Source organism: Paenibacillus sp. cl130, from assembly GCF_900116035.1.
GTDB classification, from domain to species: domain Bacteria; phylum Bacillota; class Bacilli; order Paenibacillales; family Paenibacillaceae; genus Paenibacillus; species Paenibacillus polymyxa_B.
The window spans coordinates 899,730-925,451 of the sequence record NZ_FOYG01000001.1; the positions used below are offsets into that span (position 1 = coordinate 899,730).

The 25,722-nt window shown below is 45.5% G+C and carries 22 protein-coding genes; 10 read left to right on the top strand and 12 right to left on the bottom strand.

Annotated features, from left to right (window positions below; all coding sequences use genetic code 11):
• Positions 1-96: 96 nt before the first annotated feature.
• Both BM358_RS04270 and BM358_RS27120 read left to right on the top strand, forming a co-directional pair.
• Positions 97-372, top strand: coding sequence for a hypothetical protein (locus BM358_RS04270; protein WP_028543001.1), 276 nt, complete (start codon positions 97-99; stop codon positions 370-372).
• Between the two features lie 396 nt (positions 373-768).
• Complete coding sequence (locus BM358_RS27120) at positions 769-858, top strand: putative holin-like toxin (RefSeq protein WP_007429455.1); 90 nt, start codon at positions 769-771, stop codon at positions 856-858.
• 204 nt (positions 859-1,062) lie between these two features.
• On the opposite strand, the gene BM358_RS04275 is transcribed toward BM358_RS27120, so the two are convergent.
• From BM358_RS04275 to recQ, 3 genes are all read right to left on the bottom strand, one after another.
• Positions 1,063-2,376, bottom strand: coding sequence for an alkaline phosphatase (locus BM358_RS04275; RefSeq protein ID WP_023987703.1), 1,314 nt, complete (start codon positions 2,374-2,376; stop codon positions 1,063-1,065).
• A gap of 184 nt (positions 2,377-2,560) precedes the next feature.
• Entirely contained in the window at positions 2,561-4,429 is a 1,869-nt protein-coding gene (locus tag BM358_RS04280; RefSeq protein WP_028543002.1) for a B12-binding domain-containing radical SAM protein, read from the bottom strand.
• Positions 4,430-4,483: 54 nt separating this feature from the next.
• The gene (recQ, locus tag BM358_RS04285; RefSeq protein WP_023987701.1) at positions 4,484-6,382 is read right to left on the bottom strand and encodes a DNA helicase RecQ; all 1,899 of its coding nucleotides are present in this window, start codon (positions 6,380-6,382) and stop codon (positions 4,484-4,486) included.
• A 223-nt stretch (positions 6,383-6,605) separates the two neighbouring features.
• Between recQ and BM358_RS04290 the strand changes: the two genes are divergently transcribed.
• Positions 6,606-7,619, top strand: coding sequence for an RluA family pseudouridine synthase (locus tag BM358_RS04290; protein WP_023987700.1), 1,014 nt, complete (start codon positions 6,606-6,608; stop codon positions 7,617-7,619).
• A gap of 84 nt (positions 7,620-7,703) precedes the next feature.
• Here the strand turns inward: BM358_RS04290 and BM358_RS04295 are convergent, their stop codons facing one another.
• Entirely contained in the window at positions 7,704-8,552 is an 849-nt protein-coding gene (locus BM358_RS04295) for a hypothetical protein (RefSeq protein ID WP_023987699.1), read from the bottom strand.
• Between the two features lie 698 nt (positions 8,553-9,250).
• Between BM358_RS04295 and speD the strand changes: the two genes are divergently transcribed.
• Positions 9,251-10,057 (top strand): adenosylmethionine decarboxylase, encoded by an 807-nt coding sequence (speD, locus tag BM358_RS04300; protein ID WP_013309324.1) that lies wholly within the window; start codon positions 9,251-9,253, stop codon positions 10,055-10,057.
• Positions 10,058-10,328: 271 nt separating this feature from the next.
• Positions 10,329-11,747 (top strand): NAD-dependent malic enzyme, encoded by a 1,419-nt coding sequence (locus BM358_RS04305; RefSeq protein WP_028543003.1) that lies wholly within the window; start codon positions 10,329-10,331, stop codon positions 11,745-11,747.
• Positions 11,748-11,832: 85 nt separating this feature from the next.
• Here the strand turns inward: BM358_RS04305 and BM358_RS04310 are convergent, their stop codons facing one another.
• Together BM358_RS04310 and BM358_RS04315 are read right to left on the bottom strand one after the other, a co-directional pair.
• A complete protein-coding gene (locus tag BM358_RS04310) occupies positions 11,833-12,513 on the bottom strand; it encodes a serine/threonine-protein kinase (protein ID WP_023987697.1) in 681 nt (226 codons plus the stop codon).
• A gap of 136 nt (positions 12,514-12,649) precedes the next feature.
• On the bottom strand, positions 12,650-13,381 hold the full coding sequence (locus tag BM358_RS04315) for an HAD family hydrolase (protein ID WP_025724310.1): 732 nt from the start codon (positions 13,379-13,381) through the stop codon (positions 12,650-12,652).
• A 358-nt stretch (positions 13,382-13,739) separates the two neighbouring features.
• Between BM358_RS04315 and BM358_RS04320 the strand changes: the two genes are divergently transcribed.
• From BM358_RS04320 to BM358_RS04330, 3 genes are all read left to right on the top strand, one after another.
• Complete coding sequence (locus tag BM358_RS04320) at positions 13,740-14,594, top strand: hypothetical protein (RefSeq protein WP_028543004.1); 855 nt, start codon at positions 13,740-13,742, stop codon at positions 14,592-14,594.
• 113 nt (positions 14,595-14,707) lie between these two features.
• Positions 14,708-15,463 (top strand): threonine/serine exporter family protein, encoded by a 756-nt coding sequence (locus tag BM358_RS04325; protein ID WP_013309319.1) that lies wholly within the window; start codon positions 14,708-14,710, stop codon positions 15,461-15,463.
• Positions 15,464-15,483: 20 nt separating this feature from the next.
• Positions 15,484-15,918, top strand: a complete 435-nt coding sequence (locus BM358_RS04330; RefSeq protein ID WP_013309318.1) for a threonine/serine exporter family protein — start codon at positions 15,484-15,486, stop codon at positions 15,916-15,918.
• Positions 15,919-16,039: 121 nt separating this feature from the next.
• Here BM358_RS04330 and BM358_RS04335 read toward each other — a convergent pair whose 3' ends face one another.
• Entirely contained in the window at positions 16,040-16,552 is a 513-nt protein-coding gene (locus BM358_RS04335; RefSeq protein WP_028543005.1) for a GNAT family N-acetyltransferase, read from the bottom strand.
• A gap of 203 nt (positions 16,553-16,755) precedes the next feature.
• Here BM358_RS04335 and BM358_RS04340 point away from each other — a divergent pair, with 203 nt between their 5' ends.
• Entirely contained in the window at positions 16,756-17,484 is a 729-nt protein-coding gene (locus BM358_RS04340; protein ID WP_028543006.1) for an MBL fold metallo-hydrolase, read from the top strand.
• A gap of 72 nt (positions 17,485-17,556) precedes the next feature.
• Positions 17,557-18,645: a M24 family metallopeptidase gene (locus BM358_RS04345; RefSeq protein ID WP_028543007.1), complete on the top strand. Its 1,089-nt coding sequence runs from the start codon at positions 17,557-17,559 to the stop codon at positions 18,643-18,645.
• 65 nt (positions 18,646-18,710) lie between these two features.
• On the opposite strand, the gene BM358_RS04350 is transcribed toward BM358_RS04345, so the two are convergent.
• The 5 genes from BM358_RS04350 to BM358_RS04370 all read right to left on the bottom strand — a co-directional run bounded on the left by BM358_RS04350 (position 18,711) and on the right by BM358_RS04370 (position 25,686).
• A complete protein-coding gene (locus tag BM358_RS04350; protein ID WP_028543008.1) occupies positions 18,711-19,409 on the bottom strand; it encodes a queuosine precursor transporter in 699 nt (232 codons plus the stop codon).
• Positions 19,410-19,659: 250 nt separating this feature from the next.
• Positions 19,660-21,057 (bottom strand): L-cystine transporter, encoded by a 1,398-nt coding sequence (locus tag BM358_RS04355; RefSeq protein WP_025724316.1) that lies wholly within the window; start codon positions 21,055-21,057, stop codon positions 19,660-19,662.
• Between the two features lie 243 nt (positions 21,058-21,300).
• A complete protein-coding gene (locus BM358_RS04360) occupies positions 21,301-23,205 on the bottom strand; it encodes a beta-glucoside-specific PTS transporter subunit IIABC (RefSeq protein WP_023987657.1) in 1,905 nt (634 codons plus the stop codon).
• A gap of 170 nt (positions 23,206-23,375) precedes the next feature.
• Positions 23,376-24,209: a BglG family transcription antiterminator LicT gene (licT, locus tag BM358_RS04365; protein ID WP_023987656.1), complete on the bottom strand. Its 834-nt coding sequence runs from the start codon at positions 24,207-24,209 to the stop codon at positions 23,376-23,378.
• A 205-nt stretch (positions 24,210-24,414) separates the two neighbouring features.
• Entirely contained in the window at positions 24,415-25,686 is a 1,272-nt protein-coding gene (locus tag BM358_RS04370) for a PTS transporter subunit EIIC (protein WP_028543009.1), read from the bottom strand.
• Between the last annotated feature and the right edge of the window lie 36 nt (positions 25,687-25,722).

The window sequence follows — 25,722 nt, forward strand, 5'->3', positions numbered from 1 at the left end:
GATAACCCATTTACGCACCCTATTGACATCAAAGTGATGTCACCTTAAAATAAGATTATGATCTCACTTTGATGTCACCATAATGGAGGAAGATAAATGAAAGCTATACAAGAAGCCCTTAATCAATTCGTTTCTATTCGCCTGGAACATGTAGCTGGGTCGATGCTGGCTAATTCTCCAGAATACAAAGACTTAATGAAAGACTGTAATCAACTCTTTTCTATTTTACATGATTGCTTGCCAAAGGAATACATACAAACTCTTTACGATTATGATACCAATACTACTCTACTCCAAGGCATGGTTGAATCTATTATGTATGAACAAGGCTTGAAAGATGGCGTTTGTTTAAACCAAATTTTATCTGATTAATATTTTCACTTTAAAAAGAAACTTCTATCCCTGTTAGGAGAACTTTAGCCCAAATAATATTCTTGACCAAAACTGCGCACTCTACTTGCGTCAAAATTGTCAATTCGGCTAAATAAGTTGAACTCGAAAAATGAAACACAAAAACGGAGTAGGCGGAATGGTGCTGTACAAGCGAAGCGGTCGCTTTTGTCCCCGGATTTCCACCTTAAACAAAGACTAATTCAAGAAATCCGGGGGCGGTGGCGATGGGAAGCACCATCCGACTGCGCAGTGGCACGACAGGTAACTTTTTAGTTCAGGTTTGTCCTTTTTAGCAATACTATCCATATGATATACTATAAACTAACAACAGAATGGCTTAGATGGGCGGTCGGCTAGTCTCCTGCAAAGGAGGTGATGCCTGTGGAGGTTAAAGATACATTAATGTTGATGATTCAATTTGCAACGTTGGTGATCTTGATTATTTCCTTCAACAAAAAGAAATAGACCGCCCTCCGGAAAAGGTTAGCGGTCTATTTTACTAATCCAACCCTACAGCCACCGCCCTTATAAGCGGCTGTTGTAAAAGAGTGAGGATGTTGGTAGCATCCTTACTCTTTTTTAGTATATACTTATTAGCTTTAGTTTATCACAGGAAAAACCATATTGCCAATATGGAAAATCTTTTTAAGAGGCAGCTTTCACCCTACGTTACTTCTTTAATTGAAGCAGCTTAACCAGCTTGTCATGAATGGCAGTATTCGGGTAATTCCCGCTAAACTGAGAAGATCCGGGGCCCATCGCGGTTAACGCCACATCAACAGATGTATGTCCTCCTGTGGTCCAGTCGATATAAAACTTTTCATTAGAGCCTTTTACAGTAAAAGGACCATCCTCTTTGGAGACGCCTTCACCGGATTCATCCTCCGCATCTTCGCCTTCAATCGCCAAACCGCCCGTTTCATGATCTGCCGTCACCAACACTAATGTATCTGGATGCGCTTTGGCATACTCTTTAGCTACTTTAACGGCCTTATCGAGCTGTTGCCCAGCCTTAATCGTTAACTCACCTTCATTGTCATGCGCCATCTCATCCGTTCCTTCTTCCTCTACCATCAGGAAAAAACCTTTTTGGTTTTTGGAAAGAACATCAATCGCTTTAGCCGTCATATCCGGTAAAGAAACCGTTGGGTTGTAAGAGTTACCCAGCTTGTTGTGAGCTTGAAACATCTCTTCATTGGCGAACAGCCCTAACAACTTAGAACCTTTAGCTGCTTTCATTTCTGTCTGATCTGTCACATAGCTATAACCCAGCTTCTTCGCTTGTTCTACCAAATTTCCTTGAGTTCCCTTACTAGCTTCCTCAGGATCTTCTGCCGGAGCATCTGGATGTTTGCCTACTGTTCCTGCAGGGTACCAGAAATCCTCACCACCGCCCAGAATAACATCCACCTTGCTTTTCTCCAGATACTGCTTGGCAATCTCGCTTTGAGCGGAGCGTTTTTCGACATGCGCACCAAAGGCGGCCCCCGTTGCGTCTGTCACTTGGCTTGTCGTCACAACACCTGTAGACATGCCTGCCTTTTTAGCCAGCTCCATAATCGTTGTCACTGGTTTTTTATTCAAATCCATTCCGATCGCGCCGTTATACGTTTTCACACCTGTTGCAATGGCAGTCGCAGCGGCAGCAGAATCCGTAACCAGGTTATCCCCTGAACTTGTGCTAACCAAGCCGGTTACAGGCATGTTGTCCATTTCAAGTAATCCCGATTTCCCTACCGTCGCCAAGCGAATCGCGTTGCGACTTGCTTCTCCCATACCATCGCCGATAAAGAGAATGACATTCTTAGGAGCATCGACTTTCGCTGACGAGGTTTTCAGTCCTTTGGATACCTGTGCGGTAGTAGACTTGGTACTAGATGAGGCTGCAAAAGCGTTAGGGATATTAGCAGATAACAATGGCGCACTCAAAACGGTAATGGCACCGAAAGCAAGGATACTCTTTTTCATCGAACGCTTTTTCACAAGGTCACACTCCAATAAATTTAATATTCATATATGATAAAGTAATCATATATCTGCTTTGTAAAGCATCGTAAAGCAAAAGATTACACGAATGTAAAATTTGGAGTGACCACCTGTTTTTTATAAAACAAAAGAAGACACCGACTCTTGGTTTATCAAAGTCGATGCCCTCTGGCGTCTATATTTAAATGGCGGCGATATTTTTGCCGATCGGCATGGTGTAGTAGAGCGGTTTTTGCTGTCCATTTTGCTGATAGACTACAAGCAGAAGCGTGCGGCCTTCGGCTGTCAATGGGCTTCCCCCACTCAGGATATGATCCAGACTAAATGGCAGTACATCCAGCACCGCGTGCTTTTGCAGTTCCTTTTCACTCAGCTTCAATGAAGCAAAGGCTGGAATAATCTCGCGGTATGGCTGAGGCTGTTGATTGCCTACATTCGCCTCACCTGTACTCTCCTTGCTCGCATCTGCCACTAAATCTGCAACCGCAGGTGACAACAGCGCGTCCGGGTGCTGGAGAATCATTTTCATGTAGCTGGACCAATCGTCCTTCTCCAAGGTATGCTCCCACCAGATTTTACGCGGCTTGTATTTATGGTTCAGGAAATAATCAAGCTTCATCAGTCCAAGCACCATATCCATTCGCTTTGTTCCACGCGATTCCAGAAAGGACTGGAGACGCGTGAACAAGTCTTCGAGCTGATGTCCGATTTTTTGCCAGCCCTGTCCTTCCCAGTAGTCTCCGAATTCCTGAAAGAAATCAAAAGCGGACGAGAATTCACGCTCAATCAGATAGTTGACTGTATGATCCATACGATGAGAGTTCCAGTATTTCTCCAATACATCTTCCAAGCGCTTGAGCCGGACGATATCGGCAAAGGAAAGGACGTCATTGCTCAGCATTTCATACGGCGCAACATCCATATACGTATAGTTATACTTGTCTGCGTCGATACGCAGTCCGGTGCCACGCAGCATTTTGAGGAAGCCAAGTTGAAGCTCTTCCGGGCCGAGCGCAAAAACGTCATTAAACGTTTTACGGAACGTGTTGTAGTCCTCCAAGGGCAATCCGGCGATCAAATCCAAATGCTGGTCGATTTTACCGCTTTGTTTAACCTTGGTAACAGTACGGGAAAGCTTGGTAAAATTCTGGCGACGCTTAACCAACTCATTGGTGGGATCATTCGTTGATTGGACGCCGATTTCAAATCGAAATACGCCCGGTGGCGCGTTCTCCGCTAAATAATCCAACACCTCAGGACGCATAATATCTGCCGTAATCTCAAACTGGAAGACACAGCCACGGTGATTTTCAATCAAAAATTTGAACATCTCCAGTGCATAATCGCGTTTAATATTAAACGTCCGATCCACGAACTTGATTAGATTGGCCCCATTGTCGATCAGATACAAAATATCTGACTTTGTGCGCTCGATATCGTAATAACGCACCCCAACCTCAATGCTGGACAGACAAAACTGGCAGCTGAACGGACAACCCCGGCTCGTCTCAAAATAAACAACCCGTTTCCCGAGTTCCGGTATATCCTCTGCAAAACGATAGGGCGACGGCAGCTCGTTCAAGTCCGCTTTCGGGCGGCCGGGCATCTGAATAACCTCTTCTCCCTTACGGTAAGCCAGTCCATAGACAAAATGGAACTTGCGATCCCCTTCCAGCTCCTGTAGCAGTTGATGGAATGTTTCCTCTCCTTCACCAACCACGATAAAATCCACATTCGCCAAACGCTTCATCCAGTGATCCGTATCGTAGGATACCTCCGGACCACCCAGAACAATTTTGACCTCGGGCATAATTTTTTTCAACACATCAATGACCTTAATCGTCTCTTCAATGTTCCAAATATAACAGGAAAAGCCGATGACATCTGCCCCCCGTTGAAACAAATCGGATACGATGTTCATCACCGGGTCCTTAATTGTGTACTCCGCCAGCTCGATATCAAAGTCCTTTTCACTGTAGGCTTTGAGGCATCGAATTGCCAACGAGGTATGAATATATTTTGCATTTAATGTTGATAAAATGACTTTCATAGGTCACAACCTTTTATAGTTTGCATGAACTGTTCTATCCTTGCCTTAGTATAGCTATTCAAAATCCTCGTACACATCGTCTGCATAAATCTCGTCCTCGCTTACCGTTCCCCCGATATTCCCCTGATTTTGAAAAAAATCAAGAAACGGCTTGCCGTACTTGCGGAACTTCACTTCGCCGACACCCTTGATCCGCAACATGTCTGCCTCGGATTGCGGGCTCGCTACGCTCATCTCACGCAGCGTCGCATCATTGAAAATGATATAAGACGGTACATGCTCCTGAGCGGCCAGATCGCGGCGGATCAGGCGCAATTGCTCGAACACGGTTTCGTTGACTGCAGCCGGGTATGCATCGCGTCCCTGTCGTCCGCGTGAACCTGCTCCACCTGCAAAAGCCGTGGCATGTCGCACCACACGCTGCATGACTTCTCGCTGGCCTTTCAGCACTTCAGCCGCAAGCTGCTGCAAGCGTACGACCGGATATTGTCCCTCGGACAACATCAGATAGCCTTCCGAAACAAGAACATTGATAATTTCAGCAATTTCTTTTTCCGTCCGGTTGCCCATCACGCCATAGGTTGGCAGGCTGTCAAAACCATACTGCAGTACTTTTTTGTTACGCGAGCCTTTCAAGACCGAGGCGACCATCGAGACCCCATAACGCTCCCGCATGCGATGAATGCACGAAAAAATCTTTTGCGCATCTATGGTCATATCAACCAGTTCCCGCTCATCTGTACATGAACTACATATACCGCAAGCTTCATGCTCTTCCGCTTCTCCGAAATACTCAAGCTGTGCCGTACGTAGGCAACGAGTCGTGTAGCAATAATCAACCATCTGCTGGAGCTTGCGGTAGTCGTTGCGCTTGCGGTCTTCATCCTGTGGATTTTGCTCAATCAGAAACTTCTGCGTCACAATATCTTGCGGTCCGAACAGCAAAATACATTGACTCGGGTCGCCATCACGTCCTGCGCGTCCCGCCTCTTGCACGTAAGCCTCCATATTTTTAGGCATGTTGTAGTGAATGACATAGCGTACGTTCGATTTATCTATCCCCATGCCGAAGGCATTGGTTGCTACAATGACACGGATATCGTCGTACAAAAACCCTTCCTGGCTATCTGCACGTTCCTGATCTGTCATCCCGGCATGATAGCGCCCGGCTGCCATGCCTGCGTCACGCAGCCGTTGGTACAAATCGTCCACGTCCTTACGTGTCGCCGCATAAATAATGCCCGATTCACCCTCATGCTCACGGGCATAATTCAGTAAAAAGCTGCGTTTGTCTTCCCCGCGCAGCACACTGAACGCCAAATTGGGCCGTCCAAGGCCTGTAACGAACGTCTCCGGTGAGCGCAGACGAAGCAGGCGCACGATGTCATCCATGACCTGCGGTGTCGCCGTTGCCGTAAACGCCGCCACGATTGGGCGTTCGTACAGCCCGTCCACGAATGGAGCCACAGCCAGATAGCTGGTACGGAAATCATGGCCCCACTGGGATACGCAGTGTGCCTCATCTACCGCAACGCAGGAAATTGGCAACTGAGCCATTTCATCGCGAAACCAGTCCAGTTCCAGTCGTTCCGGTGCGACATACAGCAACTTCAAGTCACCATTTCGTGCAGCTCGTATGCGGTCATTCACTTCTCGACCACTCAACGTACTATTGATGTAAGCAGCAGCAATCCCCATTGTGGTCAGCGCATCCACCTGGTCTTTCATCAGCGAGATGAGCGGTGACACGACAATGGTCAGCCCCTCATGCAACAACGCGGGGATCTGGTAGCATATCGATTTTCCGCCTCCTGTCGGCATGATGCCCAACGTATCGTTGCCCTCCAGCATACTGGCCACAATTTTCTTTTGTCCCTCCCGGAAATCGGGATAGCCATAAAATTTTTGCAGCAAGTCCTGCGCCCGTTCCAATGTTGGTGCTTGTACAGTCATAGTTTCAAAACTCCTCATATTTCTAGCGTCCTTGACGCATATCGGCTTTTCTTTCGTTACCTTTAGTTTACCGGGGTTCAGGGTAATGTTCAACCGCTAGAAGACTGCCAATCTGGTTTAGTCCCTTATGGCGCTCGCTGTTTTCTCATGATATAGTGAACACGGTGCCGCAAATTTGTCCATAACTATGAAGAGACACGGTTCCAAGAAGGAGAAAGAATCCATGAACAATCGGAAACCCCAACGGAAAAATCATACAAAATCTACGTCAAACGCAAGCCATTCCAAACGCAGTCATAAACCTGCCGGAAGATCTGGCTCCCATAAACCGGAAGCTCAACGGAGAACGAATGCTTTAGATAAAGCCCCTGCCAAAACATACATCGTCCAGGAGCCTGCCGAGCTATTGAGCTTTTTAGTAGAACATGTGACTGGCATGGGTCGTAACTCCATTAAATCAGCACTGGCTCGTGGGCAGGTGTCCGTCAACGGCATTCCGCGTACCGTGCATAATTTTCCACTGGAGCAAGGTCAGACTGTCGCTCTTTCCAAGGAAAAAATAACTCCCGTCGTACCACTGACTGGGCTACGTATTTTGCATGAGGATGAAGCCATTATCGTTATCCATAAGGATGCCGGGTTGCTGTCCGTGGCTTCAGCGCAGGAGCAGGAAGTAACAGCATATCGCCAGCTTACGGCCCATGTGAGGCGCGAACATCCGTACAATCGTATTTTTGTACTGCATCGTTTGGATCGTGATACATCAGGAGTGATGATGTTTGCGAAAAGCGAAGCCATACAGCAGGAAATGCAAAAAGCGTGGAAGGAAGTTGTGTATGAACGAACATACATTGCTCTTGTCGAAGGACAAGTTAAAAAAGCTGAGGGTACAATCACTTCATGGCTGAAAGAAAGCAAGACGCTAAAAATGTATTCCAGTCCTTATCCGAATGACGGACAGCACGCAGTCACTCATTACAAGCTGCTTCAAGCCAATCGGCATTTTTCTTTGCTGGAAGTACGTTTGGAAACCGGACGCAAAAATCAAATCCGCGTACATATGGAGGATATCGGCCATCCAATTGTTGGAGATAAAAAATACGGTTCCAAATCCAAGTCGATTGGGCGTCTTGGCCTACATGCGAGGGTATTGTCATTTATTCATCCCGTCACCGGAGTATTGCTGCGTTTTGAATCCGACATTCCTAAAACCTTTTTGAATCCGTTTCGGGAGTAGAATTGGCAAAGCATACGGAGATTAGATGGAAAAATATAAGAGGAAATGAGGGGGCTGTAGAAGACAGCACCCTTTTTTGATTGATTAAGCGGTATACCTCCGAACACCATCAGCCATTTTCATCAACTCATCCCATATATATATGGGCGTATTACACACTGGACAATCTACCCAACCGTTTAAATAGGGTAATTGGGCAAGCAGCTTGTTCTCTTCAATTTTTTGGGCATATTCGTGTAACCACTGCATATTAGCACCTCTACGGTCCAATGAACGGGGGCTGATCGGATGGGGAACCAGATTGTCTGAATTTACAGGATCTTTATCATAGACAACCAGGGTGTCATTCTGTTCATCAGGCCAAATATAGAGCGGGGTACCGCAATGCGGACAATCCAGCGTATATTCGTCACCTGTATCGAAGCTTTGTAGCATATAAGCTACGCAGCGATAACCCTGAAAAGCAGCACCCGCAGCCAGAACATAGCGTTTACCGATATCTCCTTCGTGTTCCTTCGCATAGAGCACCATTTCTTCAGTCAATTCTGCAAGTCGGACAATGGCACTCCGATATTGCGCATAAATATATTCAGCCAGACTAGAATCCACTTTCACCTGATCCCTTGTAAATTCCAATGGAACTTTGGTATGTAGAGGATTGTTATTCTTCGCTTCGAATATTCCGCAAATGTTATATATATCTGCACGAATCCCTATATCAGAACTTTTTAACGCAATGTCTACAAGGTAAGGTACAGCCGCAAATGTACAAGTATACAACGTATTTTGGTGATACAGTTCCTCCCAATACAAGGTGTCAGCCATTTCGCCGTCATATCCGGCTTGGAGCTGCTTCAACATTTCTGGGACGTATTGAGAAGAACCGTAGGGGCCTTGGAGCAGAGTCCAGGCCGGATCGGACAAAGCCAGCATCTTGATACTCCTTTCACCGTTTTTCTTACAGTAGAGGATTTTGCAAAAATCTCATAAGCGACTTCCAATGAACTTTCCAATGAACAAGATATAGATCGAAATGGTTTAGTTCGTCTATATCTTGCACTTCGGAGCGACTGGAATCGAATTTTGCAAAATCCTGACAGTAACATGGGATCGGTTTGTAAATTAAATTTTGCTATCAAAATTCATTTTAACTTCATAATTCTCAGCTTCTTACGTTTATTTCATTATACGCACATTATTAGCTGAAGTTGCTTTTCTCGATTTACGCAATATACAAAATCACTATTTTTTCGGGTCTATAATCATATTCGGTTAAGCTTTCAGCATTGTGAAGGTGACACACATTAAATTAATGAATTACTAACCCGGTTCTTATGTTTTACTACGAGTCCTCTGTCCATTCAGTTCCTTCGCCCTATGCATAGTCTACATTATAAGTCCTGTTACTTAAAAATCGCTGAGTAAGAAATAAAGTATATATACGTTAAAATTTCCATACATGTAAAAACAAAGACGCTCCCCTGCCTGTTTTTAATTATGCCAAACGGGTAAGACATACTTGTTCAAGGCTTTAATCTAACAGCTACAGAACTGATTTTATGAATCGGTATATGAAAAGGAGTGTTGGGAATATTATGTATGAATACTGCGACTATAAGGGGAAATAGCCTATGACCATAACACCGGAACAGCGGATTACCCTGCACGGATTTAACAATTTGACCAAATCATTGAGCTTCAACATGTACGATATTTGTTACACCAAAACCAAAGAAGAACGCGAGGCGTATATTGAATATATTGATGAACAATACAACTCAGATCGGCTGACAGCTATTTTAAAAAATGTATCTGACATTATCGGCGCCCACGTACTCAACGTAGCCCAGCAGGATTATGTACCTCAAGGAGCCAGCGTAACAGTACTTATATCAGAAGGACCCATTGTGGAGGTACCGACTGAATCTTATGCCGAGTCACCAGGCCCCCTACCTGAATCTGTCGTGATACAGCTGGATAAAAGCCACATTACGGTTCACACCTACCCGGAATATCATCCAGACGAGGGGATCAGTACGTTTCGAGCTGATATTGATGTCTCTACCTGTGGGGAAATCTCCCCGCTCAAGGCACTCCACTATTTGACTCATTCTTTCGACACCGACATTATGACGATTGATTACCGGGTACGCGGCTTCACACGTGATACGAATGGACATAAGCTTTTCATCGACCATGATATCGCCTCCATTCAAAACTATATTCCAGACGAAGTGCGCAGTCAGTATGACATGATCGACGTGAATGTGTATCAGGAAAATATTTTCCATACCAAATGTAAGCTAAAACAATTCGATCTGGACAATTACCTGTTCGGCTACACCAAGGAAAGTCTGAGTGAAAAAGAGCAACAAAATATATCAACACGTCTCAAAATCGAAATGGACGAAATTTACTACGGTAAAAATATGACGTAACAGATCGAATGCGTGAAAATAAAATAGATCATTTTATAAAAAAAGGATGATCGCTTGGACTGGAATGCAGCCGGGCTTTCGTCCTTTTTTAAATACAAAATAATAGATATTACTCAACTTGATCTGTACAAGCGAGAGATTGTTCACTATGATAGGGGAAGAAACCACTAATTTAAAATATCAGCATAGATTTTACATCCGCTTCTTATTGTAAGCGCAATCAATTGATCCTACGTATGATTTTGTTATGGAAGACAAAGGAGGAATTTGTATGCAAGGCGGTATTGGCGGTAAAAACATCATTTTGCGATTGGAAATTTCCACCGGACACATCCAATTTGGTCAATTGATTACGCTGGTAAACGAACATGGCGGAGATGTGATTGCCATTGACGTCATTAGCACCTCTGAGAAGGTCACTGTGAGGGATATTACAGTGACCATTGCCGATCCAGCAGAAATCGACCGAATGATTGCTCGGATTAAAAAAGCACAAGGTGTTAAGGTATTATCCATCTCTGATCGTACCTTCCTATTACACCTCGGGGGCAAAATTGAAATGCAGCCCAAAGTCCCAATTCAAAACCGCGATGACTTATCTCGGGTATATACCCCCGATGTGGCACGCGTATGCATGGCGATTCACGAGGAACCGGACAAAGCTTTCCGTTTGACGATCAAGCGCAACACGGTCGCTGTCGTCTCTGACGGAAGCGCTGTTCTCGGGCTAGGTAACATCGGTCCCTATGCAGCCATGCCGGTTATGGAAGGCAAAGCCATGCTGTTCAAGCAGCTCGGCTCCGTCGATGCCTTTCCAATCTGTCTGGATACGCAGGACACCGAAGAGATCATTAAGGCCATTAAACAAATGGCCCCAGCTTTTGGCGGGATTAATCTGGAGGATATTTCGTCGCCACGATGCTTTGAGATTGAACAGCGGTTACGTAAAGAGCTGGACATACCTGTTTTTCATGACGATCAGCACGGCACAGCTGTCGTTTTATACGCAGGGCTGATCAATGCGCTCAAGGTTGTCGGCAAAGCCCTGTCTGACGTCAAAATTGTCGTCTGTGGTATCGGGGCTGCGGGTGTGGCCTGTACGAAAATTTTGCTATCTGCAGGAGCAGTCAACATCATTGGCGTAGATCGTCACGGAGCGCTTACAGCTGATGAAACATACGAGCATCCGATGTGGAACTGGTATGCGCAGCATACCAACCCTGATCGGCTGTCCGGCACGCTGTCCGAGGTTCTGAAGGATGCTGACGTGTTTATCGGGCTGTCGGCAGGTGGACTACTGCAACGAGAAGACGTGAAACGTATGAAAGAAGCCCCGGTGCTGTTCACTATGGCTAACCCGGTTCCCGAAATTGCGCCAGAGGACGTCGAGGACATTGCGGGTGTCATCGCCACCGGACGTTCGGACTATCCTAACCAAATTAACAATGTGCTTTGTTTCCCTGGCATCTTTCGAGCGGCGCTCGACTGCCGTGCCCGTGAAATCAACGAAGAGATGAAGCTGGCTGCCGCAGAGGCCATCGCAGGCACGATCCGTCCTGAAGAACTAAACAAGCTGTATATTATCCCTGGTGTATTTAACGAGAGTGCAGTTCAACGGGTGCGTGAAAAGGTGATTCAAGCCGCGATTGCGAGCGGTACAGCCAGAAGAGTGCCTCGGGATTTCAGATAAAAGAAAAGGATTGCTCCCCTAAATACGGGTGCAATCCTTTTTGCTATGGAAAGGTCAGTCTGCATATCCGTTTTCTTTACAGCGGTTATGACCTCCATTTAGAGAACAATTGACTGGCACGCTGGGCAAACTCCTCCAGATTAAAGTTGGAGTTGTCCAGCTTGTAGTACCATTTTTTTATCGTATCCAAAATCCATGAGGGAACCTTAACCTCCGAGATACCGGAATAAAACGTATGATACGCCCACACCAAATGCTCCCAGCGCTTGTCATCGCCTTCCTTCACGTATTCAGATACATCCAATACCTTGGCACGTCCGTCTTGCATGAGTACATTCTTGAGGTGAATATCACGGGGATTCAGCCCCTTGGATCGGACAAATTCCCTCGCCTTTTCCACATCCAGAATGACCTGCTCTGGCACAGGAATTCCTTGCAGCAGACAATCCAGCAGCGTAATACCGGATTCATAACTTATGACAATATACTTGTCGCCTTTTCCGTAATAATGAGGAAAAAAGTCAGACCCTCGCAAACGCTCATATACGTCGGCCTCCGCATCTTTCTTCTCGATCGCCATGTCTGAGTACACCTTGAACGCGTAGCCTGGCAACGTATCGAGCGTAAATACGGCCGCATCTGTCCCGATGCCAATACAGCGGACGTCTTGAGTGCCTGTTTTAATGGTAACCGGATCATTATCCTCCGTACTGTATACGGTCACTTGACTTATGATGTCTTCTGCCTGCCTCCATTGTTCTACCATGCGCGATCCCCTCCTTCTCTGTTCTAAACCAATACCAATAAAGTTAGTTCTATAACAGATAAATAGTATTACGGGTTATCTTTTGGAATGGCTTCAAAATAGGTTGATTCTTTTATAAATACGGTATGTACCGTGTCTAACGAGCGTCCGGCAGAAGCAACCTTCTTAACTCTGCATAGCTTGCTGCTGTTTTATAGATCCCCAGCACGTCAGTCTCCGGGGGAGCGTTCCTGTGATTGAACCAGATCACCTGCCAATTCGCAGCTATAGCTCCCGCCACGTCATTACGCCAGGAATCCCCAATGTAGCAGCAGTGCTCTGCTAACGTTCCTGTCCGTTCGTTCACTACTTCAAAAATGCGCGGATCAGGCTTGGCATAGCCAACGGTCCCAGATACAAAGATATGCTCTGCTGCAACATGATTTTCCAGTGCCATGGCCTTGATCTTGCTCATCTGGTGTTCCTCAAGACCGTTTGTAATTAATCCAACTAAAAAGCCAGCCGAGCTCAAATCATTTATTAACGAGGTCGCCCCCTCAAAAGGCTCAATTCGGTACTGACGATCCAAGTATTCTTGTTGAACATGTACTGCCTGCTCACGGGTAATTTCTACCCCGAATTCTTGTAAAGCCAGAATGAAACGGCCTTCCCTCATCTCATCCAGTTCATCCGGCCCTGCCTTCCCCTCCAATAGTCCTCCTTTAGCCGATAGTACATCGCTGTAATAGCGAATACGATGGTAGGCTTTCTCATAAGGAAAACGCTCACTCAATCCTAATACTGTACGCAATGCATCGCGTGTAGGGTGCAAATGATCGTACATCGTATCATCTACATCAAAAAAAACAGCCTTCTTTTGCAAATTCATATGCCCACTTCTTTCTGTTAAATCTTCGGATGACGCTCCTTTTCACCTTGTCCTGATATTATACCCGTTGGCCTGTTACGTTGCACCTTGTCCTTCAACTGCGCATCCTGCAATCACACTTCACGTTTGCTAACATACACTGAAAAGACCGCATTTTCACAAACTCACTTTACTTCTCTACCGAGCTAACATAGGTATCTTGTCCTGCTTTGCCCGAAAGCGTTTTATTTGACAACACACGGGTAAAAGGTCACATTTTTGAAAATATTCGTCATACAGGTTTACATTTCGTGTAAAATCACGTACCTTTTAGGGATGAACGCTTTACGGATGTACTTGGATAAGGGAGGCATACACGATGGATTCCGGTTCTAACCTAGCCTATGGATCAGCTACACCTTTGATTGAGGCACTTATAGAATTTGAAAAAGAGCTCGAAGCGAACCGGCATTCTCTGAGTTTTGATTTGGGATTGATTATGGAGCAGGGCCGCGCGCCACGATATATGGCTACACCACCAGATGTTGTTCCTTTTGCCCACGCAGGGGTGGACGGAATACATTATGGCTTTTTAACGGATTTTGGGCTTGAAAAGGACCTTTCCCGGGCCCCTATAGTATGTGTATCTCCCGTCGATTGGACGGGTGTGTGGGTGGTTGCCCGTCATTTGCAGGATTTTTTAAGCGTTGTTTATACAGAGAACAGTTCATTAAAACGATACTACGCCAGTGGAGATGACTATTCTGGACATGCAGGTCAGCGACTGCCTCAGATTGTAGATGAACGCACCGCGTTTGTACGCGAATGCTTTCGCGAACGCTTTGGTATCGAACCGATTCAGGATATGGCTGCGTATATCGACAGCTTGCGAACAGAACGGAAGCACAATGAAGCAGCTCCTACACTAAACGGGTTGGGCATTCAGTTATCTTCTTCTGCGAAGCATAGCTCTTCTATGGAGAGTGCCCTCTTGACCGTAACGGAGCCTTTCCTTTGGGAACAACAAGGCGAAGCTGTGCGTGAGTTGTTCCACAACGGTTCGCGTGAAGCCAGACTGGCTTTTATTCGGGATGCCCAGACACGGCATTTGTTCACCCATTCTGCCCTTCGTGCTTTTGTAGCTGGACAGCTTAAGGTGATGGGTCTGTCTGAGGCCGCAACATATCTGGAAGAGTCCTACTATACCGTTATTCCCGATATGATAGAATCTTGATGAAATCCTTGGCTTCCGCCTAACATAACCGCCTCTGAAAAGGCGGCTTTTTGTGCTACAATAAATGAAAATAATAGGGTCGAACGGCCCGGTACGAATGAAAGAGAGCGAGTATGAATAATCATTCCTATCCTACTCCTGAAATCATTGAGGTTTGTCTGTTGGCGGGCAAACTGATGATGCAAAATGGAGCCGAAACCTATCGTGTTGAAGACACGATGTCCCGCATTGCTTCGGCCTATGGCATATCCCAGTCCCATAGCTATGTAACACCAACTGGGATTTTTTTTGCCATTAATGACTCGGAGCCTGCCAAGCTCATCCGCATCGTAGAGCGGACTACCGATTTGCACAAGGTGACAGAGGTCAATTCCATTTCACGTAAAATCAGCACAGGCGATTTGTCTCCTCGCGCTGCCGTCAAGGAGCTTTCGGAGATTGAACGTGGCCCCCTCCGCTATTCCAACCGTGTACAGCTGATGGCTGCTGCGTTGGCCAGCGGTTGCTTTATGATCATGTTTGGTGGAGTGTGGCGAGATTTCCCCGCAGCTGTGTTATGCGGAGGTATCGGATTTGCAGCTGTACAGTATTTTCACAGGCTCGTTAAGGTTAAGTTTTTCTCAGAGTTTTCTGCATCTTTTCTAATCGGCTTGCTGGCGGCTCTATTAACGATAGTAGGCTGGGGACAGATGATGGATAAAATTATTATTGGCTCTGTCATGCCACTGGTTCCAGGCTTGCTAATTACAAATGCCATCCGTGATTTAATGTCCGGGCACCTTGTTTCGGGTCTTTCCAAGGGAGCCGATGCTTGCCTGACGTCTTTCGGCATTGGAGCTGGCGTTGCGGTTATCATTTCTTATATGTGATTCGGAGGAGATTCAAGTCTATGCTTGCACAATTATTCACAAGCTTTATTGCCACCGCTGCTTTCGGCATACTTTTCCATGCCCCCCGGCGTTCACTACTGCAATGCGGTTTTGTTGGTATGCTAGGCTGGCTTGTCTATTATTCAACCACGGACAGCATGGGGCCTGTGAGCGCCAGCCTTTTGGCAACGATTCTCATCGGCATCGTCAGTCAAGGCTTTGCGCGGCTGTACAAAATGCCTGTGATTATTTTCAGTGTGGCAGGCATGATTCCGCTCGTTCCAGGGGGAATGGCCTATAATGCCATGCGCCAGTTCGTACAACAACATTATCCTCAGGCACTGGAGCTGGCCATGAGCACGCTGATGATCGCAGGTGCTATTGCTGTCGGTTTGGTGCTGTCTGAGGTGCTTAATCAAATTTTTCACAGCATACGTTTTAAACCACAGCGCTAAAAGCGATGAAAATAGCAAAGTAAAAGAGGCTGCTCCTAAAATCATCCGCAGTGTTTGAGAAGATTTTGGAAACAGCCTTTTTCTGTACACATTACAAAGAATATTTAACTGTCATAAGCTATTATTCATCCACTCGCTTACCCAATATCGCTAAATCTCGCTCTATGCTGTCGAGCACAGCTACACGCGGATAGTATCCCCATTGCTCAAAACCAAACTTCTGCAGCAGCCCAATACTTGACTCATTATGACCAAAAACAAATCCCAACAACGTTGTAATCCCCAGTCTCGGACATTCATTTAGCAAGTGCTGTACCAGTCGACTTCCTGTTCCTGTTCCACGAGAATCCTCATGGACGTATATGCTAATTTCTGCTGTACCGTTATAAGCTGGACGCCCATAAAAGGACTGAAGGCTGGCCCATCCGGCAATTGCACCCTTTTGTTTTAATACCCACAAAGGGCGGTGGTTCTCCTGATGAGTCTCAAACCATGGAATGCGACTCTCCACTGTCACCGGTTCCAGATCTGCCGTGACCATTCGTCCTGCGATCGTAGAATTATAAATGTCCACAATATCGGGAAGATCCTCTTTGCACGCAAATTCAATGGAAAAAGATTGGTCCTTATTCATTATTCGTATCCGCCTCCTATTGTGTGATTTATTTATTGTACAAGACAAGCGCCCGATCAGCCATATCGAGTTGTTTTGCGGATTAGTCCCAAAGGGTTTTATAATAGAGCTTGAAGATAAGGAAAAATAAAAACGGGGAAAGCGATTTAACACGATGAGACGGGAGGTATGTTTCGGAGTCAAGGATTCTGAAGCAGCTTAATATGAATATTGGAACTCAACTCTTGATTTTGGAAATACCTATGGAATCTTTTTTTGGAAAAACGACTATTTATCCTGTACTGCTCAAGGACGAGGATGGACTTACACTGATTGACACGGGAATGCTCGGCCAATTGGAGCCATTACGCAAGGCTATCTCAGATGTGGGTGAGGATATCAGCCGCGTGAAAAGAATTATTTTAACACATCAGGATATTGACCATATCGGAAATGTTCATGCACTGCTGGATCTGCTGCCGAATACTGCTCTGTTAGCCCATAAGGATGACGTTCCTTACATGACAGGAGAGCGACCGTTTGTGAAGCTGACGCCCGAACGGATTAAACAAATGGATACTGTGCTTAAGCAGCAAGCAGAGGATATGATTCGCCGCCTGCCAGATTTGCGCTTTGCTCATATTCTTGAGGACGGTGAGCATCTGCCTTATGGTGGGGGCATACAGATTATTCATACACCCGGTCACACGCCCGGGCATATAAGCTTGTATGTGCCCGCACAAAAGCTACTATTGGCAGCAGATGAACTGCTGGTAGTCGAAGGTGAACTGGTCGGTCCTGCAGAGTCGGCTACGCCGGATATGCCACTGGCCCTGAAGAGCCTCGATAAACTAACTGTATTAGATGTCGAGAAGGTACTCTGCTACCATGGTGGTTACTATGATCAGAATGTACAGGCACGACTGCAAACATTATGTCAGGAAAGAGAATAAGTCATTCAATGCTATAAATAATTATGTATGAAGAGCTATAATGAATAAATAGACAGAAAGGAATGAGACTTTATGAATGAGAAAATAACCCGACTGTATGATGAACTGAAGTCACAGTCTTGGGACGGCCTGCTTGTGACCGATCCTAAACATATTTACTATCTGACGGGCTTTGCCAGTGATCCGCATGAGCGTTTTCTTGGTCTGGTGTTGCTTCGGGACCAAGAACCAGAACTGATCGTACCTGCCCTGGATGCAGAAGCCGCCCAAGTTGCTTCTTCTGTGACTCGTATATCCACCCACACCGATACGGACAATCCATATGATCTGCTGCGTCAACGTACAGGCACCGGTGTGAAAGCATTCGCGCTGGAAAAGGAGCACGTCTCCGTCCTCCGTTACGAACAGCTACATACTGCCATTGGCGCGGCTCAATATGTGGATCTAGGTCCAGTGCTTCAAGAAATGCGTGTGAGAAAAACTCCTGAAGAAGTACAACGTCTGAAACATGCAGCTCGTTTGGTAGAAGATGCTCTTCGTCACGGTCTCACCCATGTGCGCGAAGGGGTGACGGAAGTCGAACTGGTGGCAGAAATCGAATACCAGATGAAAAAGATTGGCGCAGATGGCCCGTCCTTTGACACAACAGTGCTGTCTGGACCCAAAACAGCCTTGCCTCATGGTGTTCCAGGCACCCGCAAGCTACAGCATGGCGATCTGCTCATGTTTGATATGGGCGTATACTCCGATGGCTATGCTTCGGATATTACACGTACTTTTGCTTTCGGAAAGCTATCGGCTGAGCTGGAAACGATTTATAATACGGTTCTTCGCTCGAACGAAGCGGGAATTGCCGCCATTCGCCCGGGAGTTTCCTGCGCATCCGTAGATCAGGCAGCACGGACTGTTGTTGAAGCCGCTGGATATGGCCCTGCCTTTAACCACCGAGTTGGACACGGCCTTGGCATGAGTGTTCACGAATATCCATCTGTACACGGAGGCAATAGTGATCTGCTTCATGAAGGCTTCGTGTTCACAATCGAACCCGGCATCTATGTGCCAGGCCTCGGCGGTGTGCGGATTGAAGATGACGTTCTGGTCACCTCTGATGGTGTTGAAGTGCTTACCTCTTTTCCAAAAGAACTGACAGTGCTGGGATAAAAACATCGCTATTCATTATATCGGTATGTAAAAAGTATGAAAAAAGGAGGGGCAACCCCAAGCCATCATGGCTTGAGGGTTTGCTCCTCCTCTTCTATAAAGCGGAAATTGCGTGCGATGTACAAAATGGGTGTACCCGCCGCGGTCAGTACAAATTTTAAGATGTAGGTGGTGAATAATATCTCGAGCCATATCCCCCACTCATAACCGTAAAAGGCAATAGTACAGAAAATGAGCGTATCTATAAACGAGCTGATCATCGTGCTGCCATTGCCGCGAATCCAGAGCTGATGACGTTCCGGAAAAAACTTGCGAATCCAGGCATACAGACGCACGTCCAGCAATTGACTGACCGCATAGGCTGTCAAGCTGGCAAGCGCAAGCCTTGGCAACAATCCAAACAGCTGTTGCATCGGTGTCTGGGCAAAATCCGTTGCAGTAGGCTGGAACTGCAGCACCATTTGCATCGTTATCGTCGTCATAATCAGAGTAAAAAAGCCGAACCACACAGCTTTACGCGCCTCTTTAGGCCCATATTTTTCATTCAGTAAGTCACTGGCCATATACATAGAAACATACATCGTATTTCCCAATGTAGTGGTAATGCCGACCAGATCAATCGTTTTGGTTACCTGAATGTTGGCTAGTACAGTAGCAACACCAATCCAGGCGTACAGCCCTTTTTTACCGAACAACCGAAAACATAACAAAAAGAACATAAAATTGACGAGGACAAAAGTTGCCCCCCATAACAGATTAAACATGAAATCCTCCTAGTTTTGATAGCGCGGGATGGTTGCGAACCGCGGTTCATCCGAAGCAAGCCGGAAAAACATTATTTTAATGTATCATAGATTAGGATTCGTGAACAGCTATAATTTACACTGTCCTAAACTCAATACAAAGAGCCGACCTTATGGCCGGCTCTTTGTATTGAGTACATTCTGTACGTGTGTTATATAGGCTACAGATGCGATAGGGGAATGCATCGTACACCTTTCGTTTATCATTTACTTAGGAGTGTGCCGTTGCATCCAAATCCATGCCATGATTGTTGAACACGTCTTGATCGTTCTCCTTGAGCACCTTGCCTGAAATGAGACCTGCAGTAATAGAATCATTGACATTTAACGCTGTGCGTCCCATATCAATCAACGGTTCGACTGAGATGAGCAATCCTGCCAATGCCACTGGAAGATTCATGGTGGAAAGCACGATCAGGGAAGCGAAAGTGGCACCACCGCCTACACCCGCCACGCCAAACGAGCTGACCGTAACGACCAGAATAAGCGTGAGGATAAAATCCCAGCTCGTTGGATCAATACCCACGGTTGGAGCAATCATGACCGCCAGCATTGCCGGATAAATACCAGCACAGCCGTTTTGCCCAATAGTCGCTCCCAAGGTCGCAGACAGATTCGCGATGCCGTCGGACACACCAAGCTTTTTCGTTTGTGTTTCAACATTTAACGGAATGGTCGCCGCACTGGAACGAGAAGTAAAAGCAAAAACCAGTGTAGGCAATACCTTTTTCACATACGTCACCGGATTGTAGCCGAACAAGGCCAGCAAAATAAGATGAATGATAAACATGACCAACAGAGCCACATAAGAAGCGAGCACAAACTTGATTAGCTTCAAAATTTCATCCGGATTGGTCGTAGCTACTACTTTAGTGATCAGTGCTAAAATGCCGTAAGGAGTCAATCTCAGCACCAGAGTTACAATCCGCATCACTACAGCGTACACTGCATCGATCACTTTACGGAAGGTTTGCGCCTGTTCTGGTTTTTTACGATCCAATCCGAGCACAGCCACACCGATAAAGGCCGAGAAAATGACCACCGCCAGCGTCGACGTACGACGTGCTCCCGTCATATCCTCAAAAGGATTTGAAGGAATAAATTCCAGCACCTGCTGTGGAATGGTCATGTCCTGAACTGTTCCAAGACGCTCTTCCATCTTCAAGCCCTGTGCTTGTTCCTTCTCCCCACCTTGAATCTCAATTGCCTTTAGATCAAACGACAAGCTGGTTACAATACTAACTGAAGCAGCAATTGCCGTTGTAATCAGTAGTACTGCAATAATGGATACGCTGATTTTGCCAAGGTTCTGTCTTCCCTTCAAATTCATAATAGCCGAAATAATCGACACCATGATAAGCGGAATAACTACCATTTGCAGCAAACGGACATAACCATTACCTGCGAGGTTGAACCAATCAACTGATTTTGTAATGACCTCTGAGCCTGCCCCATAGGCATATTGTAGAACAGCCCCGTAGATCAGTCCGAAGCCAAGTCCGGCAAATACCCTTTTTGTAAAGGAGATGTGCTTTTTCTGCATCCAGACCAATACGCCTAGCAGCAAAAGCAGCACAATAACATTTAAAATAATAAAGAAGGTATCCATGTATTATTTCCTCCAAACTTATACTTAATATGTTTTATAAGGTGATCCTTCAATCCGAAGATTACTATATCACAAAACCAACTATTTTTGTAGGTTTTCTAACAATAAAATAGTTAAGCAACTTCCACTTTGGATTTTATCGAAAACGCCAAACAGCAAGCCTTCATCTTTCGAAGGCTTGCTGTTTTTTGTCCTGAACACAACGACATGTATTCAACTTAGGCGTAAAATCTTTATCAGCCGTTAGACGATCACTGTGTATAACAGTTCCTGTTCCTTAACCACTTTATGCTGATTATCAGCGGACTCCAACTCGCTAAACTGAGCTACATTCGTAACAATAACAGGCGTTATCGTTTCGTAACCAGCCTTGCGGATTTCCACCAGATCAAACTCCAGCACGAGGTCTCCTACCTTCACGCGATCTCCTGCTTTAAGATGAGGCGTAAAATGAAGTCCTTTTAGTTTAACCGTATCCATCCCAACGTGAATGAGCATTTCAAGTCCTGAATCACTCACCAATCCAACAGCATGCCCACTTTTGGAAATGGAGAACACTGTACCATCCACTGGGGAAACAACCCGGCCTTCGGATGGTTCAATAGCCCAACCTCTACCCATGATTTCTTGAGAAAATGCAGGGTCATTGACTTCACTGAGCGGCTTAACTTCACCCATAATCGGGCTGTATACCGGGATTTTCTCACCTTTCGGCAGTGAGGACACAGCAGATTGTGCTATTTCATCAGTAGAGATGTCTCCGGCAGCGTCTGTTGTTGCTTGTGGTGCTTCTTCGTTCTTTTCATCTGTAAAGCCGATCAAATAGGTAACAATCGTAGCAACCACAAATGCAATAATAAGACCCAGGATTGCGTATAAGAAAGTCGGTCCAATAAACATCGCCAGACCAGGCACACCAACCAATCCACCCATGACATACGCTTTTGTACCAAACAAGCTCATGAAGCCCCCGCCGACGGCTCCGCCGATCAACGCAGCAGTAAATGGTTTTTTAAACCGCATATTTACACCATACATTGCAGGCTCAGTTACACCCATAATAGCTGTCAAGCTCGTCGAGAAAGCCACTGTTTTGACTTTGGCATTTTTTGATTTTAAGAATACACCCAGTGCAGCACCAGCCTGTGCCAAGTTGGCTGCTCCCATAATTGGAATCATGTAGTCAAAGCCCAACGTTGCAATCGATCCAATCATAATAGGAACCAACGCATAGTGCATACCTGTCATAATGATCAGGGAGAAGGTACCGCCTAGCAGCAGACCTGCAAGTGCACCTGTATTTTCAAACAACCAAGAGATACCGCCTGACAGGCCATTACCAATAATGGAGCCGAGCGGCCCTACAGCAACCAAAGTCAAAGGTACAATAATCAATAAAGTCAATGTCGGAACAACGAGCAACTTCAGTGATGCATGTGTATACTTATCAATGAATTTTTCAACATAAGATGCCAGCCAGACCGCAATAACGATTGGAATCACGGTCGAAGAATACGTGGCCGCTGTCACCGGAAGACCAATAAAGCTAACCTTCACGTTAGATGCCAGTAAAGCTGTAATCGTCGGGTGCAAAATGGAAGCACCAATCGCCGCACCAATAAACATATTACTGCCGAGTTTTCTAGCAGCACTGACAGCCAGAATAATAGGCAGGAAGTAGAACGCACCGTCACCTATTGCCGCTAAAATCGTATAGGTTTGACTCTTATCGGACATCCAGTTCATTGCCACTAAAAGAGCAATGATCCCTTTGATCATACCTGCGCCGGTGATCGCTGGCAAAATCGGTGTAAACATACCCGCAATAAAGTCGAACAGTTTGCTGATCGGGTTTTGTTTTTTCTTAGATGCAGTACTTGCTCCTGAGTCACTTTGCGGAGCCTTGGACATGTTGCTCACCAACGATTTGTACACGTTAGCTACGTCATTACCGATAATAACCTGAAACTGGCCGCCACTCTCCATGACTCCCATGACGCCATCCGTTTTCTGCAACTGCTCTTTCTGAGCTTTCTTATCATCATGAAGGTTGAAGCGCAAGCGGGTCATGCAGTGAATGACCTGCTCTACGTTTTCTTCACCACCAACCAGTGTAAGTATCTCTTTGGATAATTGATTTCGATCCATGAGGTGTTCCTCTTTTCTTTTAAGGTATAAAATAAAATGCGCAAATGGGCAATAAAAAAACCTGAATACAGAAAGCAGACAGCTTAATAAAAAGCCAATCTTCTTTCAGCATTCAGGTTTTGCCTTCTGGTTTAGAAGTAGCAATCCTAAATCCCTGATCATACATAAAATCATTGATTTTTAATGATACGCTCGATATGAATGGTGAGATACAACATCTCATCCTGGGACAAGCTTCGACCATAGATTTTAGTCGTATAATCTCTTATTTTTTCCGCGCAGGCGTAAGCATTCTTATACTGAACCTTAACCATATCATGAAGGGAATTATCTGTATTTTGTACAGGGGTCCCATTCATTACCCGTTGAGCAAAAAATTTGAGATGTGTAATAAAGCGGTAATAGCTTAAAGACTCTTCATCCAGATCCATTACAAAAAAGCGACTTACAATATTTATGATATCCTTGACAATGTTAGTCAGGGTTATCGTTTCGCGCATTTCGCTATTAAGCTGTGCATTCACCAAATGTAAGGCGATAAATGCTCCTTCATCATCTGGAAGTGTAACTCCCAGCTTGTCCTGAATCATGTGCAATGCTTTGGTCCCAATCGTGAATTCCTTACGGTACATTCGCTTGATTTCCCAGTAAAGTGCATTTTTGATATCCATACCCAAGCGATAACGCTCTATGGCAAAATGGATATGATCCGTCAGCGAAATATAGATGCTGTCATGCAACTCTACACCAAGTATCGTTTTGGCATATTGGATGATTTCATCAGAAATTTCAACATATTCAATAGGGATATCAGACATCAGGGTCATGAGTTTGCGGGAAACCTCGGTACTTTCAAGTTTGAAAATTTTCTCGATTTTCTCTTCTTCAATCTCATCGCCTGTGTTTTTTTTAAAAGCAATTCCTCTTCCCATAATGACTAATTCTTTCTGCTGTTCATCAATGACCGTTACGACGTTATTATTCAGCACCTTTGCTATCTTCATTCCATCACCTTAAGCCGCTTGGAGTAGTAAAAAAAGGCAATACCAAAACTGACACATAGTGCCTGCTTATGGTTTTGCCCGATACGCTCAGTAACAATCCACGATTGTGCAGTTTTGAATAACTGACACCATAATATCATATAAAGACTGAGGTGACAAGTTTTTTTGTAAACACTTTCATGAGGCTTTTGGGCGTTGGCACGCCTTAGCTGCCAGGGCTCTTTTCCACAACCGAGTTCGGAGAAGGAGAAGCATTCATGCCAGATGTGGACACTACTTGCGAATGCTCATCTTTTTCATCCACAAAGCCCATAAAATACGTAATTACGCCAGCTGTAACTAGTGAGATTAACATTCCCAAAATAGCATATATAAATGTAGGACCGACGAATAATCCCAAGCTGGGCAGACCTGATATACCACCAATAGCCGTTGCTTCAGTTCCAAATAAACTCATAAATGCACCACCGAGAGCCCCTCCGATCAACGCCGCAACAAAAGGCTTCTTAAAGCGCATTGTGACTCCATACATCGCCGGCTCAACCACCCCCATCATGGCAAGCAAGCCTGTCCAAAAGGCCAGCGTTTTCACTTTGACATTTTTGGATTTAAAAAACACGCCAAATGCTGCACCTGCCTGGGCAAGTACCGCTGCCACTACCACAGGAAAGACATGATCGTAGCCCAGTGTTGCAAGCGAGCTGATCATAATCGGTACCATTATATATTGCATACCTGCCATAATAAGCAAAGACATCGCGCCCCCGAGCAGCAGCCCTGCAAACACTCCTGCATTATCAAATAACCATGCGAGTCCATCCGATAAATGTTGACCGAGATACCCCCACAACGGGCCAAGAACGAACATCATCAAAGGTATAAAAATCATCAGAGTCAAAGTCGGGACAGCCACTACTTTAAGCCAATAGGGGGTATGCTTGTCTAACCATTTTTCCACATACGACGCCATCCAAACGACAACAAGCATTAGTATTATGGAAGAAGCAGACTGCCCGTCTATGACTGACAAGTCGCCAAAGCGAACCTCCTCACCAGACTGGAACAACTCTGTCAGGCGGGGATGCAATACTGATGCTCCGATGGCAGCCGCAACAAACATATTGCTGTTCAGCTTTCTTGCCGCACTTGCCGCAAATAGAATGGGCAAAAAATAGAATACCCCATCGCTGATAACCAATAAAATGGTATACGCCTGTTGATCAGATAACAAACTAGTAAATACCTGTTGGTCTGAAAACAAAAAACCTAAGGACATGAAAATAGATATTAATACCTTGATCATTCCCGCCCCAATCATTGCCGGCAAGATCGGAGTGAATACGCCTGATACATAATCTAATAGACGACTTATCGGATTTCTCCCTGTGGCAGCCCTGTAACTTCCGGAAGTCTGCTCCTGTTCATCTTCTCCCCTGACCTGCGAAATCATTTCTTTGGAAAGTAAATCCCGATTCATAACTACCTTTTCCCCTTTTTATATGTATATTGAAGA

Bases quoted from the DNA above. Each gene is read 5' to 3' on its own strand.
- BM358_RS04325 (WP_013309319.1), top strand. From the start codon at position 14,708: ATGAATAATCATTCCTATCCTACTCCTGAAATCATTGAGGTTTGTCTG.
- BM358_RS04370 (WP_028543009.1), bottom strand. From the start codon at position 25,686: ATGAATCGGGATTTACTTTCCAAAGAAATGATTTCGCAGGTCAGGGGA.
- BM358_RS04335 (WP_028543005.1), bottom strand. From the start codon at position 16,552: ATGAATAAGGACCAATCTTTTTCCATTGAATTTGCGTGCAAAGAGGAT.
- BM358_RS04355 (WP_025724316.1), bottom strand. From the start codon at position 21,057: ATGGATACCTTCTTTATTATTTTAAATGTTATTGTGCTGCTTTTGCTG.
- BM358_RS04320 (WP_028543004.1), top strand. From the start codon at position 13,740: ATGGATTCCGGTTCTAACCTAGCCTATGGATCAGCTACACCTTTGATT.
- BM358_RS27120 (WP_007429455.1), top strand. From the start codon at position 769: ATGCCTGTGGAGGTTAAAGATACATTAATGTTGATGATTCAATTTGCA.
- BM358_RS04360 (WP_023987657.1), bottom strand. From the start codon at position 23,205: ATGGATCGAAATCAATTATCCAAAGAGATACTTACACTGGTTGGTGGT.
- BM358_RS04295 (WP_023987699.1), bottom strand. From the start codon at position 8,552: ATGCTGGCTTTGTCCGATCCGGCCTGGACTCTGCTCCAAGGCCCCTAC.
- speD (WP_013309324.1), top strand. From the start codon at position 9,251: ATGACCATAACACCGGAACAGCGGATTACCCTGCACGGATTTAACAAT.
- BM358_RS04350 (WP_028543008.1), bottom strand. From the start codon at position 19,409: ATGTTTAATCTGTTATGGGGGGCAACTTTTGTCCTCGTCAATTTTATG.
- BM358_RS04310 (WP_023987697.1), bottom strand. From the start codon at position 12,513: ATGGTAGAACAATGGAGGCAGGCAGAAGACATCATAAGTCAAGTGACC.
- BM358_RS04290 (WP_023987700.1), top strand. From the start codon at position 6,606: ATGAACAATCGGAAACCCCAACGGAAAAATCATACAAAATCTACGTCA.
- BM358_RS04330 (WP_013309318.1), top strand. From the start codon at position 15,484: ATGCTTGCACAATTATTCACAAGCTTTATTGCCACCGCTGCTTTCGGC.
- BM358_RS04270 (WP_028543001.1), top strand. From the start codon at position 97: ATGAAAGCTATACAAGAAGCCCTTAATCAATTCGTTTCTATTCGCCTG.
- BM358_RS04315 (WP_025724310.1), bottom strand. From the start codon at position 13,381: ATGAATTTGCAAAAGAAGGCTGTTTTTTTTGATGTAGATGATACGATG.
- recQ (WP_023987701.1), bottom strand. From the start codon at position 6,382: ATGACTGTACAAGCACCAACATTGGAACGGGCGCAGGACTTGCTGCAA.
- BM358_RS04345 (WP_028543007.1), top strand. From the start codon at position 17,557: ATGAATGAGAAAATAACCCGACTGTATGATGAACTGAAGTCACAGTCT.
- licT (WP_023987656.1), bottom strand. From the start codon at position 24,209: ATGAAGATAGCAAAGGTGCTGAATAATAACGTCGTAACGGTCATTGAT.
- BM358_RS04305 (WP_028543003.1), top strand. From the start codon at position 10,329: ATGCAAGGCGGTATTGGCGGTAAAAACATCATTTTGCGATTGGAAATT.
- BM358_RS04280 (WP_028543002.1), bottom strand. From the start codon at position 4,429: ATGAAAGTCATTTTATCAACATTAAATGCAAAATATATTCATACCTCG.
- BM358_RS04340 (WP_028543006.1), top strand. From the start codon at position 16,756: ATGAATATTGGAACTCAACTCTTGATTTTGGAAATACCTATGGAATCT.